The sequence below is a fragment of the Aquisalimonas sp. genome, from assembly GCF_007120195.1.
Lineage (GTDB): Bacteria > Pseudomonadota > Gammaproteobacteria > Nitrococcales > Aquisalimonadaceae > Aquisalimonas.
The window spans coordinates 23,867-40,278 of sequence record NZ_SKOG01000152.1; the positions used below are offsets into that span (position 1 = coordinate 23,867).

The following is a 16,412-nucleotide window of genomic DNA, read 5'->3' on the forward strand; positions in this document are numbered from 1 at the left end:
CCGAAAAACCACCAGGAACGATTCATGAATCCGACACTGTTGCTACGCTTGACCCCCGGCGATGCCCATGAGGCGCAATGGGCGCAGCTGGACCGTGACGCTCTGGTGGAACAGCGGGGCCGGGATGCGCTCCCGGCGTTGGGGGCCAATGCGCAGGGCCGAGACATCGTCGTCCTCGTGCCCACGGAGGAGGTCCTGCTGACCCGGGTCAGCATTCCAACGCACAACCGCCAGAGGCTCTTGCAGGCCATCCCCTACGCGTTGGAGGATCAGCTCGCCAGCGACATCGACGACCTCCACTTCGTACCGGGCCAGCGCATGGCCGATGGCACCTGCCCGGTGGCTGTGGTCGAACACGCGCGCATGGAGGCCTGGCTCGATGCCCTCGACGCGGCCGGTCTGCAACCCAAACGCATGCTGCCCGATGCGCTGGCCGTACCCCTGCAGGATGACGCCTGGGCCGGGGTCGTGGATGGCGAGCGCTTCCTGATCCGCACCGGGCCCAGCACCGGGTTTGCCGGCGAAACGGTAAACCTGGCGGTGCTGCTGGATGCGGCTCTGGCCGACGCCGAGACGCAGCCGCCGCAACGGCTCGTCCTCAACGGTGACACACTGGATGCCGCCACCGTCGAGGACGTGTTGGCCTTGGAGCAACAACAACGCCCGGCGGACGCCGTGCTGGCCGAAGGCATCGCTGGCGGCGGCGGGCTGGAGCTGCGGACCGGGCGTCATGTGGGGCGCCATGAACAACGCGCCCGCTGGCGACCCTGGATACCGGCCGCCGCACTGCTGGTCGCCTTCGTACTGGTGGACGCCAGTCGCGTTGTCGTGGAGCGGTGGCAATTGCAGCGGGAACTGGCGAGCCTGGATGCACGCGTGGAAACCATCTTTCGCGATGTCTTCCCGGATGCCACGCGCGTGGCCGCCCCCCGGGAGCGCATGCAGACTCACCTCAATCGCCTGCGCGCGGGGGAGCGACCGGCCGACGGCGACATACTCGACACGCTCCTGGTCGTCGGCCCCCACCTGCGCGAGAACCATTTCCGACTCGGCGGGCTCAGCTGGCGCAGCGACACCCTCGAGCTGGAGCTCACGGCGCGCACGCTGCAGGAGCTCGACGCGCTGCAACAGACGCTCGACGGCGAAGACACGCTCAACGTCGAAATCCGTCAGGCTCGCTCGCAAGACGACGAGGTGCAGGGCCGGCTGCTGATCCGGCGGGAGGCCTCATGAAGGAATGGTGGCAACAGTTGGCGCCGCGGGAACGCCAGGTGTTGCTCTTCGGCGGGGCTGCCCTTGCGGTGATCCTCTACGTCTTCGCCATCCGTATGCCGGCGGCGGAAGCCGTGGCGGAGCTCCGGACCCACGTCAGCCAAGAGCGCGAACTTGTCGCCTGGATGGAAGACAGCCGCCGCGAGATCCGCAGGCTCCGGGGACAAGCGGACCTGTCGACCGCCGGCGAATCGCCACACCAGAGCTTGTACTCTCTGGCTGACGCAAGCGCCCGGGAGGCCGGCCTCGATTCCGTACTCAGCCGCGTGGAACCCGCCGGTGGCAATGGTGCCCGTGTCAATTTCGAGGATATCGCCTTTGACGAACTGGTCCGCTGGCTGGTGCAGCTGCGCCGCGAGCACGGCATCATCGCCGATCAGGTTACGGTTCGGCGCGGAACCGACCAGGGCCGTGTCAACGTGCAACTGGTCCTGGAACCGGCATGATCCGTCGCGTTGCCCTGATTGCCCTCGGAGTGTTCGTCTTTCTTGTCACGCTGACCGTCACCGTGCCGGCCCATCAGGCGTACCGATTGCTGCCTGGCCACCTTCCCGTGGAGGCCTGGGGAGTTCGTGGGACACTGTGGAACGGGGGGGCCGATACGGTCATTGCCGAAGACGTGCGGCTCGAGCGTCTGCGTTGGGAGCTCGATCCGTCGGCACTGTGGCAGGGCCGGCTGGCCTATGACCTCTCGGGGCGCATCGCCGATGGCCAGTTCAGCGGCCGTGTCGCGACCCGCACGGGTCAGGTGGTGGAGATCACGGAGCTGCGCGCGGACATGAGCGCGGATGCCCTGTTGCGCCTGATCGGCACCGCCGAGTATCCGGCCGCCTTGGGAGGACGGCTGGATGCATTCATTCACCATGGGACGCTGGACCGAGGCACGCCAACCCGCCTGCAGGGCATCGCGAACTGGCAGAATGCCGACATCACAGCGTTCGGCGAGACAGTCGCCCTTGGCAGTTTCGGTGTGCGCATTGAGACCGCGGCGGACGGTACACTGCTGGGCGATCTGCGGAATACGGAGCACGGTCCGCTGGAGATCAACGGCGACGTCCAGCTGACCCTGGACGGCACCATGACGGGCGAGACCCGCGTTGTTACCACCGAGGCGGCCAGCGAGGAACTGCTTCAGGGCATGATGGTCCTGGGTATACCGGACCCCGAGTCGGAGCTGAACATCCGTTTCGAAGGCAACATCAACGACCCCATGGGCTTCCGAGGGCACCTCGAGTAAGCGGACGATCATCACATGGCAGATAAGCCCGAGATCCTAGCGACCCGCACAGTGGCACAATCGCGCCTGTTCCGCGTCGAAGCCGTGGACTTGCGGTTTGCCAACGGCGTGGAGGTGACATTCGAGCGCATGCGCGGCTCCGGGCGGGTCGGTGCGGTCATCCTGGTACCGGTGACCGGCGACGGGACCCTGAAGCTGATCCGGGAATACGGAGTCGGCACGGAGCGCTACGAACTGGGACTCCCCAAGGGGCGCGTTGAGCCCGGCGAAGACATGCTCGAGGCGGCCAACCGCGAAATCATGGAGGAAATCGGCTATGGCGCAAGACAACTGACCACGCTGCGGGCCCTGAGCCTGGCCCCAGGCTATTTCGGCCATCGCACGCAGGTGATTCTGGCCGAAGACCTCTACCCCGAGCGGGCCGCGGGAGACGAACCGGAGCCCCTGGAGGTGGTCGATTGGCCGTTATCCGGGATCGAGGATCTCGTGCTGCAAGAGGAGTTCAGCGAGGGCCGCTCCATTGCCGCGTTGTATCTGGCGCGCGACTTCCTTCGCCGTCGCAGTGCCAGTCAGGACGCGGGGTGAACCAGCGCGATCTGCGCCGGTTGTCGCCCCAGGCCTGCCTGCTCGCACGGCAGGCGGGACGCGCGATTCTCGGCATCTACCGGCAGGGCTTCGACGTGGCCACCAAGGCTGACGCCACCCTGATTACCCCGGCGGATCGCCGCGCCAATGCGCTGCTGCGTGAGGGGCTCGCCCGCCTCGGTCCGGCGCTGCCCATCGTCTCCGAGGAAACCGTGGCGCCGGCCTTCAGCGAGCGCCGCGCCTGGCGACGCTACTGGCTACTGGATCCGCTGGACGGCACCCGCGAGTTCGTGCGGCGTTCGGACCAATTCACGGTCAACATTGCCCTCGTGGACGACCACCAGCCGGTGCTCGGTATCGTCCACGCCCCGGCCCTGGGTCAGACCTGGTTCGGCGGTCGGGGCCTCGGCGCGTTCCGTCAGGCCGACGGCGGCGAGCCGATACCGATCCGCGCGTCCCCGAGGGCGCACGACCCCCTGCGCGTGGTGCTCGGCCGCAATCGCCCCGGGCCACGGACCCGCGCGGCGCTGGAGCGACTGCCGCGCCACGAGACCAAGGTGTGGGGGGCATCACTGAAGTTTTGCCTGATCGCTGAGGGTAAAGCCGATTTCTTCCCCCGCTACGGCCCCATCTCGGAATGGGATATGGCCGCACCGCAGGCCATTCTTGAGGCAGCGGGCGGTTACGTCACGGACATGGCCAGCCTGGCGCCGATCCGGTACAACACGCGGGAGGCATTGACCACCAGTGACATTCTCGCGTTTGCCGATGAGCATGTGGATTGGCGACGGTACCTGGCCGAGAAGTGAATTGGAACCGGTTACAACCGCCCGCGCCTGCCGCCACACTTCCAGCACTGCTCAAACTGGGGCTCCAGCTCCTCACCGCACTCGCGACAGCGCCAGCTCTCGCCCTCCGGCGGGGTGTCGTCCAGGGCCGCTTCGATGATCGCCTCGGCACGCCCGTGGTCGATTTCCCGCTCCACCCAGAGTTCGGGCCACACGGCCGTGGGCGGTAATTCGCCGGCGCCACCAACCAGCCCCATGTTGCGAGTGGTGCAGCGGATACCTTCGTTCTCCAGCAAATTGCGCATATGCCCCACGAGCAGTGGGCTATGGGCGCTGTAGACCCGCTTCATGGCCGGCCCTCCGTTGTCTCTGCACTCCGGAATGGTTGCGGCCTCAGCCGTGCCACTACGATAACAACGCCACTGTATGCCGCGCGATCATGCCCTCCTCATCCGTTGACACAACGAGCACGGGCAAGCTATCCGCAGCACTGATCGTTCGCGCGTTGACAGCGTTGGCCTCGGCGTCCACGCACAGCCCCAGGCTGCCCAAGTGCTGAACAATGCCGGCGCGCACCGCCGCGGCGTTCTCGCCAACCCCGGCGGTAAAGACCAGGCCATCAACCCCGCCCAGGGCCACGGTGAGGGAACCGATCTCCCGTGCCGCCCGGTAGACGTAGGTGTCCACGGCCTCGGCGGCCGCCGGTTCGGTGCTCGCCAGCAGCTCCCGCATGTCGTGGCTGATACCGGACATGCCCAGCAGCCCGGAGCGATGGTAGAGCATGTCCTGGACGTCCTCGCGGCTCATGCCCTGCTCCAGCAGGTAAAGCACGACACCGGGATCCAGAGCGCCGCAGCGCTGACCCATGGGCAGGCCATCCAGGGCGGTAAACCCCATACTGGTGGCCATGCTACGCCCGTCGCGCATGGCACAGAGGCTGGCGCCATTGCCAAGGTGGGCGGCAATCACCCGAGCCCCCGCGAGCGCCGGGTGCTCCTGGCGCAGGCGCTCGGCGACCGCCTCGTAAGAGAGCCCGTGGAAGCCATAGCGGATCACCCCGCGCTCGGTCCACTCGCGCGGCAGGGCGAAGCGTTGCGCCACTGCGGGCTGGCTGCGGTGGAACGCGGTGTCGAAACACGCCACCTGCGGCAGCTCTGGACGCAGCTCGGCGAGGATTCGCACCGGGGCGAGATTATGGGGCTGGTGAAGCGGCGCCAGGCTGCTGAGCGCATCGAGGGCCTCCACGTTCGCCTCGGTGAGCCGCACCGGGGCATGGAAATCGGTGCCACCATGCACCACGCGATGGCCCACGGCCAGTAATTGCTCATAGCCCACAGCGGCATCGAGCCAGTCGAGCAGCCGCTGCAAGGCCGAGCGGTGGTCGGCATTGCCCAGGTTTTCATCGGTGGTGGTCACGCCGCGATCATCCCGGACCCACAGCCGCGCGCGGCTACCCCCGAGACCGCCCACCTGTCCGCGCCAGGCGAGCGCCGGGTGGTCCTGGCCGGTGTAGACGGCGAACTTGATGCTCGAGGAGCCGGCATTGAGTACCAGCAGGCGGGGTTTCTCACTCACGGCTGTCTGCCCTCCCGGTAGTAGTCCGCCAGCAACAAGGCGACGGCACAGGAGGCCATACGCGAGAATACATCATCGGCACGGCTGGTCAGCACAATGGGCACCCGGGCGCCCAGGACAATGCCGGCCGCCTCCGCCTCCGCCAGGTAATGCAGCTGCTTGCCCAGCATGTTGGCCGACTCCAGGTCGGGGGCCAGCAGGACATCAGCCCGTCCGGCCACCTCGGAGCGCAGACCCTTGGCCCGGGCGGCCTCCTCGGAGATGGCGTTATCAAAGCCCAATGGACCATCCAGACGGCCGCCGCGGATCTGGTCGCGATCGGCCATCTTGCACAGCGCGGCGGCATCGATCGTGGAACGAATTTGTGGGGTCACCTCTTCGGTGGCCGATAGAATGGCCACGCGCGGGCTGCTCACCCCCAGCGCCTGCGCCAGCTCGATGACGTTGCGCACGATATCGGCCTTGGCGAGCAGATCGGGGGTAATATTCAGCGCGGAATCGGTGATCAACAATGGCCGTGGGTATGTGGGCACATCCATGGCCCACACGTGGCTCATGCGCCGATCTGTGCGCAAGCCGCCGCTGCGACTCACCACGGCGCGCATGAGCTCGTCGGTGTGCAGCTTCCCCTTCATCAGGGCGGCCACCTCGCCCCGGCGCGCCATTCGCACGGCGGTGTCGGCGGCTTCATGGCTGTGTTCCGTGGCAACGATTTCCAGTTGACCCAGATCCAGATCGTTCGCCTCGGCGCAGGCGCGGATCTTGGCCTCCGGACCCACCAGCACAGGTATAATCAGGTCACCGTGGTAGGCTTCCACGGCCCCACTGAGGCTGGCTGCGTCTACGGGATGCACCACGGCAGTGCGCAGCGGGCGTATGCCATCCGCCATGCGCAACAGCCGCGTGAGCTGCCTGCGGTATGCCGTCTTCGGTGTGTCCTCGGTTTGCTGGTTGTTCATGTCTGCTCCGTGTCAGGTTGGTGTCACCGTAGCTCGTTGCATGCCGCGAACCTGGGTGGCGAGAGACTCAGCCGACAATGTGGTAACCGGCGTCGATGAAGGTCGTGTTTCCCGTGAGCGTCTTCGCCCGGTCGCTCACCAGAAAGGCCGCCACCGCTCCGACATCGTCAATGTCGGCGAGGTTGTACTGGGGAGCCCGCTGGCGCGTGCGTTCCAGGAGCTCGTCGAAGCGATGGATGCCCGATGCGGCCCGGGTCTTCAGCGGGCCCGGTGAGAGGGCGTGTACTCGAATGCCCTGCGGGCCCAGTTCGGCCGCGGCGTAACGCACGCTGGACTCCAGGGCCGCCTTGACCGGCCCCATGAGGTTGTAGTCCTCGACGACCTTCTCCGCCCCGTAGAAGCTCACGGTCAACAGCGCCCCGCCCTTGGGCATCAGCGGCTCCGCCTCGTGGGCCATGCGCAGGAAGCTGTGGCAGGAGATGTCCATCGCCTGAAGAAAGCCGGCCTGGCTGCTGTCGACGACGCGCCCGTGGAGGTCATCCCGGGGCGCAAAGGCGATGGAGTGCAGCAGGAAGTCCAGTTCACCCCACTCGTCACCGATGCGCTGGAAGACAGCCTCCAGCTGCCCCGGCTCGCGCACGTCGCAGGGCACAAGCAGCGAGGCCTCCACGCGCCGGGCCAGGGGTTCCACGTGCGGGAGTGCCCGATCGTTCACGTACGTCAAGGCAAGCTCGGCACCAAGCTCGCGGAATGCCCGCGCGCAAGCCCAGGCGATGGAGTCCTCGTTGGCGACGCCCACCACCAACCCGCGCTTACCGCGCAGAGACAGAAATTCGGACATAAGTGTACCTCTCTACCCACTGATTGTCCCGTCGGTAATCTACCGCCTGCCGCCATTGCCGTCTTGATCCGGATCAGCTCCAGGCGGATTGTCGGCTGCTCCGGCCTGCGGATGCACCACCGGAAACGCACGGGTGGCGCTGCCGGTGTAAAGGCTCAGGTGCGGGAACGGGATCTCGATCCCCTGCTCATCGAATGCCTGTTTGATCTCAAGCGGCAGCGTGTTGCGGAGCTCGAGAAAGTTCTCCCGCAGCCCCCAGACTGAGAATTGCAGGTCCACGGATGAGTTGCCGAACCCCTGGAAGAAGACCTGCGGTTTCGGCTCCTGCAGGCACAGCGGGTTGCTGTCGGCCACGCTTTCGAGCACGCCTTTCACCCGCGTCAGGTCTTCCTTGTACGCGACACCCACCTGCAGGTCGTAACGGCGGATCGGGAAGCGCGAGTAGTTCGTGACCTGGGTTTTAACCAGGGTTTCGTTCGGCACGCGAACGAACAGGTTATCGCGGGTGCGCAGCTTCACGGACAGTAGATCGATGGCCAGGACCTCTCCCGCCGTGTCACCGATCTGGACGAAGTCGCCGATCTGGAACGGGCGCTCGGCAATGAGGAAAAGACCACTGATCAGGTTGGAAGCCGACGTTTGGGAGGCAAACCCAATGGCCACCGTGAGGATGCCCGCCGCACCGAGGAGGACACCGAGTTTGAAACCCAGCTGGTGCAACGCGGACGCGATCACCAGGCCGAAAATGACGTAGAAGACGACGCGGCGCAGTAGCGTCGTCTGATGAATGTCCAGGTGCAGCGTCAGCACGCGTCCCACGGCCCGCGACACCACCCGCGCCAAGGCCCAGCCGACCACGAGGATGATCAGAGCCTGCAGGAGACCGGCCCAGTTCACGCCGGTGATCTGTTCCCACAGTGTTGTGCCGAAATCGCCCACGTCAGGCCTCCTGCAGCGGTGTCATTGGTTGTTCTAGAACAACGCACTGAATGCCCTGACCAGGGTGTTCTTTTGCGGCGCCTCGCGCGGTTCCGCCACTTTTCGCGCTCCTACGGCTTCTTCCGGCGCACTGTGTCCCAGCGCCAGATCGGCCAGGCCGCCGTCGGCCTGCCGCGTCAGGGTCACTGCCTGGCTCCAGAATCGGCCGTCCCGATCCCGGTAAAGGCTCAGCGTCGATACGGGTAGGCGCACGCGATCCAGCAGCAACGTATCCAGACCCTGGTTGCGGATGACCAGCGGCGTGATGGCCCGGTAAGGCAAATGCGGGTGATCGGCCAGATTGAGCCGGCAACGGCTGCGCGTTGCGTAGCAAACCACACCCTCGCGGGTATTCTCGCCGAACCAGGTATCTGACAACCGCATGCTGGGGAACTCCAGCAACTGCCGCAGTGGATCGCCGGCGGACACGCTCACCCATAGCGGATAGCTCAGGTACAGGCGCACCGCCTCCCCGGCCGGGACGTTGAGCGGCGTAAGCGGACGCGAGACGATGCCGCGATCGGGCAGTCTCACCGCAATGTGCAGCGCCGGGCTATCCCCGGCGAGGACGAATCGCTGTTCTCTGCGGTCCTCGGGCTCACTGCGCTTTTGCTGGCGCCGCTCCAGGGCCACGGCATCGGCGTAGGCGTCCCCTTTGCTGTGGAAGCGGATGAGCCATTCACGCGGGCTCCGGTGGATGTTGAGCGACAACGGCCCCACCGACAGCGTCAATGTGCTGTCGGTGGGTACCGTAAAATCGCCGATCCACGCGTCCGGTCGCAGACGTTGCGTCGCCGCCATGCCGCTACCCTTGTGACGGGACCATCACGACGGCCTCACCGGTGACGACTGGCTTGCCCTTCACCAGGCAGGAGGTGCTAAACGTCACGATGTTCTTGTCAGGGCGCAGGTCAATGAGTTCGACGCGCACCAAGAGTGAGTCACCGATCCGCACCGAGCCACGAAAACTCAAAGACTGGTCGAGATAGATTGCTCCCGGCCCAGGCGACTGCATACCGAGTACCGCGGAGATATAGGCAGCGCTCAACATGCCATGGGCGATACGGCCCTTGAACTGGGTCTGGCTGGCGAACTCCTCATCCACATGGATCGGATTGAAGTCGCTGCTGACCCCGGCAAAGTTGACGATATCCGCCTCCGTGATGGTCTTTCTGAAGGTCGCCTGCATACCCACTTCCAGCGTCTCGAAACGGTACCCTTGGCTCACAGAATGTCTCCCCGGCCTCAGTCAGATCCAGTGCCCTGCAGTCTATTCGATTGCCGCCTCAGCCGTCGTCCGCCTCCTGCAACAGTCGCATGGGCGACACCCGGTAGAGACGCCGCGTCGCCAACAGCCCGGCCAGGGCGACGACCCCGGCCCCCACCGCGGCGCCGATGAGCGGTAGCCAGGGGTTGAAGGTGTACTCCAGCTCGAAGAGCTGCCGCGCCATGAACACGCCCGCCGTCCCGGCGCCAGCGCCGGCAAGCAGCCCGGCGACAGCGCCGAGCAGAAGGAATTCCGTCGCCGCAAGCCGCCGGATCAGGGCACGTCGGGCGCCCAACGCGCGCAACAGGGCGCTCTCGAACTGCCGCTCCTCCCGCGTGACCTGCAGCGCCGCAAGCAACACGACCAGCCCGGACAGTAGCGTCAGCAGGGCCATCAGTTCCACGACACGCGCACCCTGATCCATGATGCCGCGAACGGTGTCCAGGATGGCATTGACATCGATCAGCGTCACGCTGGGAAATTCGCGAACGAGCTGCCCCAAAAGGCGCGACTGCCCGGACGGTAAATAGAAGCTGGTGATGTAGGTCGCCGGGGCATCGTCCAAAAAGCCCGGCGCGGTGGCGGCAAAGAAGTTAACGTTGAAGCTATCCCATTGGACCGAGCGCAGGTTGGTCACCGGGGCGCTGTACCGCTCCCCGCCGATTTCGAAGGCCAGCCGGTCGCCTACACCCACGCCCAGTCGCTCAGCCATCTCCTCTTCCAGGGAGAACTGCTCCGGGTCGGAGGGGTTCTTGTTCCAGAACTCGCCCGCCACGATACGGTTATCCTCCGGCAGCCGCTCGAGCCACGAGAGGTTGAACTCCCGTGCCACCAGGCGCCGGGTGCGCGGCTCCTCGAAATCCGAGGGTCTGATGTCCTGGTCATTGATGCCGACCAGTCGCGCGCGGACCATGGGATAGACAGACGTCTCCAGGCCAGCGTCGTCGAGCATGGCCCTGAGCCCATCCACCTCATCGTCCTGAATATTGATGAGAAAGTAGTTGGCGGCGTTCTCCGGTACACGATCCTGCCAGGTCGCAAGCAGATCGTTACGCACCACAGTCAGCAACGCCAGCGCCATCAGCCCGAGACCGAGGGCCATGATCTGGATCACCGCGGTCCAGGGGCGCCGGGTCAGACCGGAGAGCAGCAACGAGGCGCTACTGCGCTGACCGCGCTGGCGTCGCAGTACCCAGATGACGCCCCCTGCTGCCATGCCCAGGGCGGACAGGGTTCCCAGCACCGCACCAAATACATAGACGCTGAGCAGCAGATCGCGCGCCTGCCAAAGCATCAGCGCAAAGACAGCTGCCAGCGCAGCCACGTAGACGCTGGCGCCGCGGTAGACGTGATCGCCGAGATCCCGGCGCAGCACGCGCAGCGGCGGCACGCGTTTTAGGCGCAGCACCGTCGGCACGGCAAAGCCGAGCAGGATGATCTGGGCAGAAAGCAGCCCCACCAGGGCGGGGCGCAAAGAGGGTGCGGGCAGTGATGGCAGCAAGTCGACCAGCAGGGCAAGCATGAGCAGATGCACCAGAAACCCGAGCGCGGTGCCTATCAGCGCGGCGAACAGGCCCAGCCAAATCATCTTCCAGGTCAGCAGGGCAACGATCTGGCGCTGGGTCGCCCCCAGACAACGCATCACCGCGACGCGATCCAGGTGTCGAGCGGCATAATGGCGAATGCTCAACAGCATGGCCACGCCGCCCACCACCACGGTGAGCAGGGCGCTCAAGCCCAGAAACCGCTCGGCGGCGTCCATGGCCTGCGCCACCCCGGGCTGCTCGCGCCCGGGCTCCTCGATTCCGGCGCCGTCCCCCAACCCCGGCTCGACTCGCTCGACCCACTGCGAGACGCTTTGGGGTTCACCCGCGACCAGCAGCCGATGGGTCACGCGACTCGCCGGCCCGACCAGGCCCGTATCGGAGACATCGTCCAGGTGCATCATCACGCGCGGGGAGAGGCCCTGAAAGCCGCCGCCGCGGTCCGACTCCAGGAACAGCACCTGACTGAGGGTGAACGTGCTGGCCCCAAGCTCGAGCGGATCCCCGGGCTCCAGGTCCAGCTGCAGAAACACCCTCGGTTCTGCCCAGATTTCCCCCCGTTGCGGAATGCCGTCCGCGACGCGGGGCTCGGCATCCAGATGATCCCCGACTTCCAGCCGACCGCGTAGCGGATAAGCGCCACCCACCGCCTTCACGGCAGTGAGCTGGGTATCGTCACCGGAGAGCACGACGCTGGTGAACTCGAGCGTGCGGGTGGTCTCCAGACCCAGATCCAACGCCACGGTCTCTGGCTCAGGACCGATTTCCGAGTTGCTCACCAGGGCGCGATCACCGCCAAGCAGTTCCGCCGCGCGCCCCTCGGTGCCAGCAGCCACGCGGTCGGCCAGCCATGCCACAGCAGTGATCGCCGTGACGGCAAGCACCACCGCCGTGGCCAGCAGGCGCAACTCGCCGGCACGCCAATCCCGACTGAGCAGTCGCAGCCCCTGGCGTGGCGCCTTCATGCCGCCACCAGCTGGCCGCCGTCCAGGTGCAGGACGCGGTGACAACGCCCGGCCAGAACCGGGTCATGGGTGACGACAACCAGTGTGGTACCGTTGGCGCGATTGAGCTCGAAGAGGAGATCCTGGATACGGGCACCGGTGGCGCGGTCGAGGTTACCCGTGGGCTCGTCGGCCAACAGCAGGCGTGGTTCGCCGACAAAGGCGCGGGCAATGGCCACACGCTGCTGCTCGCCGCCAGAGAGCTGCTTGGGGTAGTGGCCCATGCGCTCGCCCAGACCCACCTGCTCCAGTGCCCGTCGGGCCGCCACCGCGGGCTCGGGTCGATCCGCCAGTTCCAGCGGCATCATGACGTTCTCCAGCGCCGTCAGACCACCTAGCAGGTGAAACGCCTGGAACACGAAGCCGATCTGCTCGCCCCGGACCCGGGCCCGCTGGTCCTCATCCAGGGCGGTGAGCTCGGCATCCCCCACGACAACCCGACCCTCGGTGGGCACATCCAGGCCAGCCAGCAGCCCGAGCAGGGTGGACTTGCCACACCCTGACGCCCCCAGTATGGCAAGCGTCTCTCCTCGTTCGATGGCAAGATCGATATCCTGAAACAATCGAATGTCACCATCGGGACCGCGAAAGACCATGCCCAAACCTTCAGTACGCACAACGCTGGCGCTTGCGGCGTCGACCATTGATCATTCCCTTATGCTGCGCGTCGCCGTGGCGGCGATGCTGCTGTTCGTACTCAGCGCCCCGGCCCACGCCGAAGAACGCACCATTGTTGTCCTGGGCGACAGCCTCAGTGCCGCCTACGGCATGGACCGCGAGCAGGGCTGGGTCGCACACCTCGAAAGGCGGCTCGCTGACGAGCAGTTACCCTGGCGGGTTGCCAACGCCAGCGTCAGCGGGGATACCCTTCGCAGCGGCCTGAACCGCCTGCCCCGTGTACTGGAACGTCATGAGCCCGCGATCGTGATCGTCGCCCTGGGCGGCAATGACGGCCTGCGCGGCGTTAGCCCCGGCGAAATCGAGAACAACCTCACGGGCATCGTGGAGAAGGCCCGCGCGGCGGGAGCCGAGGTCCTGATTGCCGGCGTGAGAATCCCCCCGAATTACGGTCAGGCGTATACGCAGCGTTTTGCGGCGACATTCACCGATGTGGCCGAGGAACATGACCTCAGGCTGGTGCCGCGCATTCTCGATGGCGTGGCAGAGAACCGTGATCTGATGCAAGACGACGGCATCCATCCCCGCGCCGAGGCGCAGGCGCGGATCCTCGACAACATCTGGTCAGAACTGAGACCAATCCTTGAGGAGCAAGGTTCCGTGGAAAGCTAGTGCCCTGTCGCCGAAGTGACAGGGCACTAGACGATCACTCGGCCTGCTCGGTGCTCATCACGTCCAGCAGGCGCGGGATGAACCGGGCGAGCTCCAGGTGCATGATGGTGAAGTCGCTGTCGAAGCGCTCCGCGTCCGTATGGGCCTCGGTGTCGGCGCGCTCGTCCTGGACGGCGTCCAGGAAGCGCAGGCGCTTGATGCTCATGTCTGCGTCGAGGACAAAACTGACCCGCTCCTGCCAAATCAGCGCCAGGCGCGAGACGCGTTTGCCGGCTTTGATATGACTCTTGACTTCGCTGGAGGAGAGGTCCAGCCGCTTGCAGCGCACTTCCCCGCCTTCAAGTTCCGGGTCGATGAGCACGCATTCGTCGCCCAGGGTGAAGTCAGACGGCGCGGCATCCCGCGTGAGCCATCGCGTCATGACAGCCTGCGGCGCGGTATCGGGCTCTGGAGGCGCCAGTGGCAGCGTGCCGAGGGCGTCGCGGAGGCGCTCACTGAACTCCTCGGCTTTTTTCCAGCTGGCGGCATCCACCAACAACCAACCGTTGCGCGTGTCCAGGTAACCGAAGGTGCGCTTGCTGCGCGTGAAGGCCCGCGGCAGCAGGTCCAGGATGACCTCGTCCTTGAGCCGCTCCTTCTCCTTCTTTCGCACCTTGCGCCCCTCCTGCTCCTCGATCACCTGCACGCGCTCCTGCAGCGACTCGCGCACTACCGCCGCCGGCATGAGCTTGCCCTCCTCCTTGAGTGCCATCATCAGGCAGCCCCCGGCGGCATGGACCAGCTGGGTGTAGCCGTCGCCCAGGGGCGCGCTCCAGCCGCCGGATTCCAGGTCCAGCCGGCCACAGGGCTGAAAACCGTCCCGCGCCAGCCGTTCTTCCAGGCCGTCGCCGTCGAGGGGGAAATCCTGCTCGAGGATGTACGGACAGACATTCTTGAACCACATGGGTAAAGGGATCCTTGTGCGTCGGTTGGTGCGGTTTAGATAGCTTGGCGCCTTTTCCACCGAACGCGCAGGGAAGCGCTCGGCAACAGTCGCAACCCATGTCGCCCTAAGCGGCCGTCAGCGCTGCTCGGGCCTCCAGGGCCCGTTTCCGGGCGTCCATGTGATCGCTCCCGAAGGCGACGATATGGCCCATCTTGCGACCAGGTTTGGCCTCGTTTTTGCCGTAGAGGTGGAGTTTCACGTACGAATCCCGCAGGGCCGCCGACCAGTTCGGCTCCCCCGCGGCCCAGAGATCGCCGAGGAGGTTCACCATGGCCGCTGGGCGCAGCAGTTCCGTACTGCCCAGGGGCAGGCCGCAGATCGCACGGACCTGCTGCTCGAATTGACTGGTGACGCTGGCATCAAAGGTGAAATGACCGGAGTTGTGGGGGCGGGGCGCCATCTCGTTGACCATCAGTTCGCCGTCCGCGCGCAGGAAGAATTCCACACACAGGACCCCGACCACGTCCAGGGAGTCCATGATGCCGCGGGTGACATCCACGGCCCGCTCGCGCGCCGGCGCCGGGACCGCCGCGCCAGGGATCGAGACATCAAGAATGTGATTCCGGTGCTCGTTGGCCACAACGCCCCAGTGGGTGAAAGTGCCGTCGACGCCGCGGGCGCCGATGACCGACACCTCGCACTGGAAGTCCACGAGTGTCTCAAGCACGGCATCGCCGGCGCCAATGCTTGCCCACGCCGCATCCACTTCGCTGTCGCTTCGAATCACCGCCTGGCCCTTGCCATCGTAGCCGAAGCCAGCGGTCTTGAGGACGGCAGGCAACCCGATTGCCCGGACAGCACTCCCAAGGCGATTCCGCGTGTTGACCTCGCGAAACGGTGTCACTGGAAAGCCGTTAGCAGTGAGAAAGCGCTTCTCCCGCGTCCGGTTTTGGCACACGTGGAGGACCCGGCCCGCGGGTCGGACTGGCGTGTACCGTTCGGCGCAGTCGGTGGTTGCCGAGGGCACGTTCTCGAACTCGAAAGTCAGCACATCCACCCCGCGGGCGAAATCGGACACGGCGTTGAGGTCGTCATAGTCCGCGGTGATCTCACGATCGGCCAATTGCCCGGTGGGCGTATCGGTACCGGGGGACAGGGTATGGACCCGATAACCGAGTCGCCTGGCCGCGGAGGCGGTCATGCGGCCCAGCTGGCCGCCGCCTAGGATGCCAATGGTCGCTCCGGGCAGAAGGGCGTGGGTCACGATAGGCCGTCCTCCATCACCCCCCGGGCTTGCTGCTCGCGGAAGTCGTGAAGGCGTTGGCGAAGCTCGGGGCGCGTGTTGGCCAGAATCGCGATGGCCAGCAGGGCCGCATTCTTTGCGCCGGCCGAGCCGATGGCCAGGGTACCGACAGGCACGCCAGCGGGCATCTGAACGATGGAATACAGGGAATCGAGGCCTTTCATGGTGCGACTCTCCACTGGCACCCCCAACACCGGCAGGGTTGTCTGGGCGGCGACCATGCCGGGCAGATGGGCGGCACCGCCGGCGCCGGCGATCACCACCTCCAGCCCACGACCTTCGGCCTCTTGGGCGTACTGGCGCATCCACTCCGGCGTGCGATGCGCGGAGACGATCCGGCACTCGTGGGCCACACCGAATTCAGTGAGCGTCTCGTCGGCGTGTCGCATGGTCTCCCAATCCGACTTGCTGCCCATGATGACGCCAACCAGCGGCTGTTGACTCATATACTCTTCCAGTCCCGAGAAAAAGGCCGTGATTCTAGCAGCTTCTTGCAGGTTATAAGAGCGCCTTCAGTCAAGCGCAAATCTCCGCATAGCCGCAACAAAGTCCGGCAACTCACCGTTGAAGCCGCGATGGTCATCGCGCCTTGACCGCCATCACGGCGGGGCACTAGTGTCCTGTAACCGAAATTCGTTGTCTTTTGAGCTGCCTGTCCGGCCGTGGAGCAAGGCGCGGCTCGCAGCCAATGGCCGTTCCCCTTGGCAAGAGGCGCAACACCGATGCGCGGCCGGACAGGCGCTCCCGGAGGGCTTGCCGGTGCGCCTCCGAGGCGGTGTTGCCGGTCCTCGCCGTAGGGGCCGCTACGCCTTCGGCCCGGCGCCTAGCCTCGAAGGCGCACCGA

Annotated in this window: 17 protein-coding genes and 1 pseudogene; 6 read left to right on the plus strand and 12 right to left on the minus strand. The window is 65.9% G+C overall.

What is annotated here, in order from left to right; genetic code table 11:
- The first annotated feature begins 24 nt into the window (after positions 1 to 24).
- The 5 genes from gspL to cysQ are packed head-to-tail and all read left to right on the plus strand — an operon-like array spanning position 25 to position 3,903.
- Positions 25 to 1,233, plus strand: coding sequence for a type II secretion system protein GspL (gene gspL, locus QZT63_RS11450; RefSeq protein WP_290651310.1), 1,209 nt, complete (start codon positions 25 to 27; stop codon positions 1,231 to 1,233).
- Entirely contained in the window at positions 1,230 to 1,718 is a 489-nt protein-coding gene (locus QZT63_RS11455) for a type II secretion system protein M (protein WP_290651312.1), read from the plus strand. The genes gspL and QZT63_RS11455 overlap by 4 nt, the downstream gene beginning before the upstream one ends.
- Positions 1,715 to 2,509, plus strand: a complete 795-nt coding sequence (locus tag QZT63_RS11460) for a type II secretion system protein N (RefSeq protein ID WP_290651313.1) — start codon at positions 1,715 to 1,717, stop codon at positions 2,507 to 2,509. Before QZT63_RS11455 ends, QZT63_RS11460 begins: the two co-directional genes overlap by 4 nt.
- A gap of 15 nt (positions 2,510 to 2,524) precedes the next feature.
- Positions 2,525 to 3,094: an ADP compounds hydrolase NudE gene (gene nudE / locus QZT63_RS11465; RefSeq protein WP_290651315.1), complete on the plus strand. Its 570-nt coding sequence runs from the start codon at positions 2,525 to 2,527 to the stop codon at positions 3,092 to 3,094.
- Entirely contained in the window at positions 3,091 to 3,903 is an 813-nt protein-coding gene (cysQ, locus tag QZT63_RS11470; protein ID WP_290651317.1) for a 3'(2'),5'-bisphosphate nucleotidase CysQ, read from the plus strand. The genes nudE and cysQ overlap by 4 nt, the downstream gene beginning before the upstream one ends.
- An 11-nt stretch (positions 3,904 to 3,914) precedes the next feature.
- On the opposite strand, the gene QZT63_RS11475 is transcribed toward cysQ, so the two are convergent.
- From QZT63_RS11475 to QZT63_RS11515, 9 genes and pseudogenes are all read right to left on the minus strand, one after another.
- Entirely contained in the window at positions 3,915 to 4,232 is a 318-nt protein-coding gene (locus tag QZT63_RS11475; RefSeq protein WP_290651319.1) for a DUF2007 domain-containing protein, read from the minus strand.
- 55 nt (positions 4,233 to 4,287) lie between these two features.
- The gene (locus QZT63_RS11480) at positions 4,288 to 5,457 is read right to left on the minus strand and encodes an acetate/propionate family kinase (RefSeq protein ID WP_290651321.1); all 1,170 of its coding nucleotides are present in this window, start codon (positions 5,455 to 5,457) and stop codon (positions 4,288 to 4,290) included.
- A pseudogene (locus QZT63_RS11485) lies at positions 5,454 to 6,374 on the minus strand (bifunctional enoyl-CoA hydratase/phosphate acetyltransferase); the annotation flags it as partial. The pseudogene QZT63_RS11485 and the gene QZT63_RS11480, both read right to left, overlap by 4 nt.
- 109 nt (positions 6,375 to 6,483) lie before the next feature.
- Positions 6,484 to 7,257 carry an enoyl-ACP reductase FabI gene (gene fabI, locus QZT63_RS11490; protein WP_290651323.1) on the minus strand — a complete coding sequence of 258 codons (774 nt, stop codon included), beginning with the start codon at positions 7,255 to 7,257 and terminating at the stop codon, positions 6,484 to 6,486.
- A gap of 39 nt (positions 7,258 to 7,296) precedes the next feature.
- Positions 7,297 to 8,196, minus strand: coding sequence for a mechanosensitive ion channel family protein (locus QZT63_RS11495; protein WP_290651325.1), 900 nt, complete (start codon positions 8,194 to 8,196; stop codon positions 7,297 to 7,299).
- 33 nt (positions 8,197 to 8,229) lie between these two features.
- Positions 8,230 to 9,036: a hypothetical protein gene (locus QZT63_RS11500; protein ID WP_290651327.1), complete on the minus strand. Its 807-nt coding sequence runs from the start codon at positions 9,034 to 9,036 to the stop codon at positions 8,230 to 8,232.
- A 4-nt stretch (positions 9,037 to 9,040) separates the two neighbouring features.
- Positions 9,041 to 9,463: a MaoC family dehydratase gene (locus QZT63_RS11505; RefSeq protein ID WP_290651329.1), complete on the minus strand. Its 423-nt coding sequence runs from the start codon at positions 9,461 to 9,463 to the stop codon at positions 9,041 to 9,043.
- Between the two features lie 58 nt (positions 9,464 to 9,521).
- Positions 9,522 to 12,011: an FtsX-like permease family protein gene (locus tag QZT63_RS11510; RefSeq protein WP_290651331.1), complete on the minus strand. Its 2,490-nt coding sequence runs from the start codon at positions 12,009 to 12,011 to the stop codon at positions 9,522 to 9,524.
- Positions 12,008 to 12,646, minus strand: a complete 639-nt coding sequence (locus QZT63_RS11515) for an ABC transporter ATP-binding protein (RefSeq protein WP_366636818.1) — start codon at positions 12,644 to 12,646, stop codon at positions 12,008 to 12,010. Before QZT63_RS11515 ends, QZT63_RS11510 begins: the two co-directional genes overlap by 4 nt.
- On the opposite strand from QZT63_RS11515, the gene QZT63_RS11520 reads away from it, so the two are divergent.
- The gene (locus tag QZT63_RS11520; RefSeq protein ID WP_290651335.1) at positions 12,645 to 13,340 is read left to right on the plus strand and encodes an arylesterase; all 696 of its coding nucleotides are present in this window, start codon (positions 12,645 to 12,647) and stop codon (positions 13,338 to 13,340) included. The genes QZT63_RS11515 and QZT63_RS11520 overlap by 2 nt on opposite strands.
- A 34-nt stretch (positions 13,341 to 13,374) precedes the next feature.
- Here QZT63_RS11520 and QZT63_RS11525 read toward each other — a convergent pair whose 3' ends face one another.
- The 3 genes from QZT63_RS11525 to purE all read right to left on the minus strand — a co-directional run bounded on the left by QZT63_RS11525 (position 13,375) and on the right by purE (position 16,014).
- Positions 13,375 to 14,283 carry a recombination-associated protein RdgC gene (locus QZT63_RS11525; protein ID WP_290651336.1) on the minus strand — a complete coding sequence of 303 codons (909 nt, stop codon included), beginning with the start codon at positions 14,281 to 14,283 and terminating at the stop codon, positions 13,375 to 13,377.
- Positions 14,284 to 14,389: 106 nt separating this feature from the next.
- Positions 14,390 to 15,529: a 5-(carboxyamino)imidazole ribonucleotide synthase gene (locus tag QZT63_RS11530; protein ID WP_290651337.1), complete on the minus strand. Its 1,140-nt coding sequence runs from the start codon at positions 15,527 to 15,529 to the stop codon at positions 14,390 to 14,392.
- A complete protein-coding gene (purE, locus tag QZT63_RS11535; protein ID WP_290651338.1) occupies positions 15,526 to 16,014 on the minus strand; it encodes a 5-(carboxyamino)imidazole ribonucleotide mutase in 489 nt (162 codons plus the stop codon). The genes QZT63_RS11530 and purE overlap by 4 nt, the downstream gene beginning before the upstream one ends.
- Positions 16,015 to 16,412 lie beyond the last annotated feature (398 nt).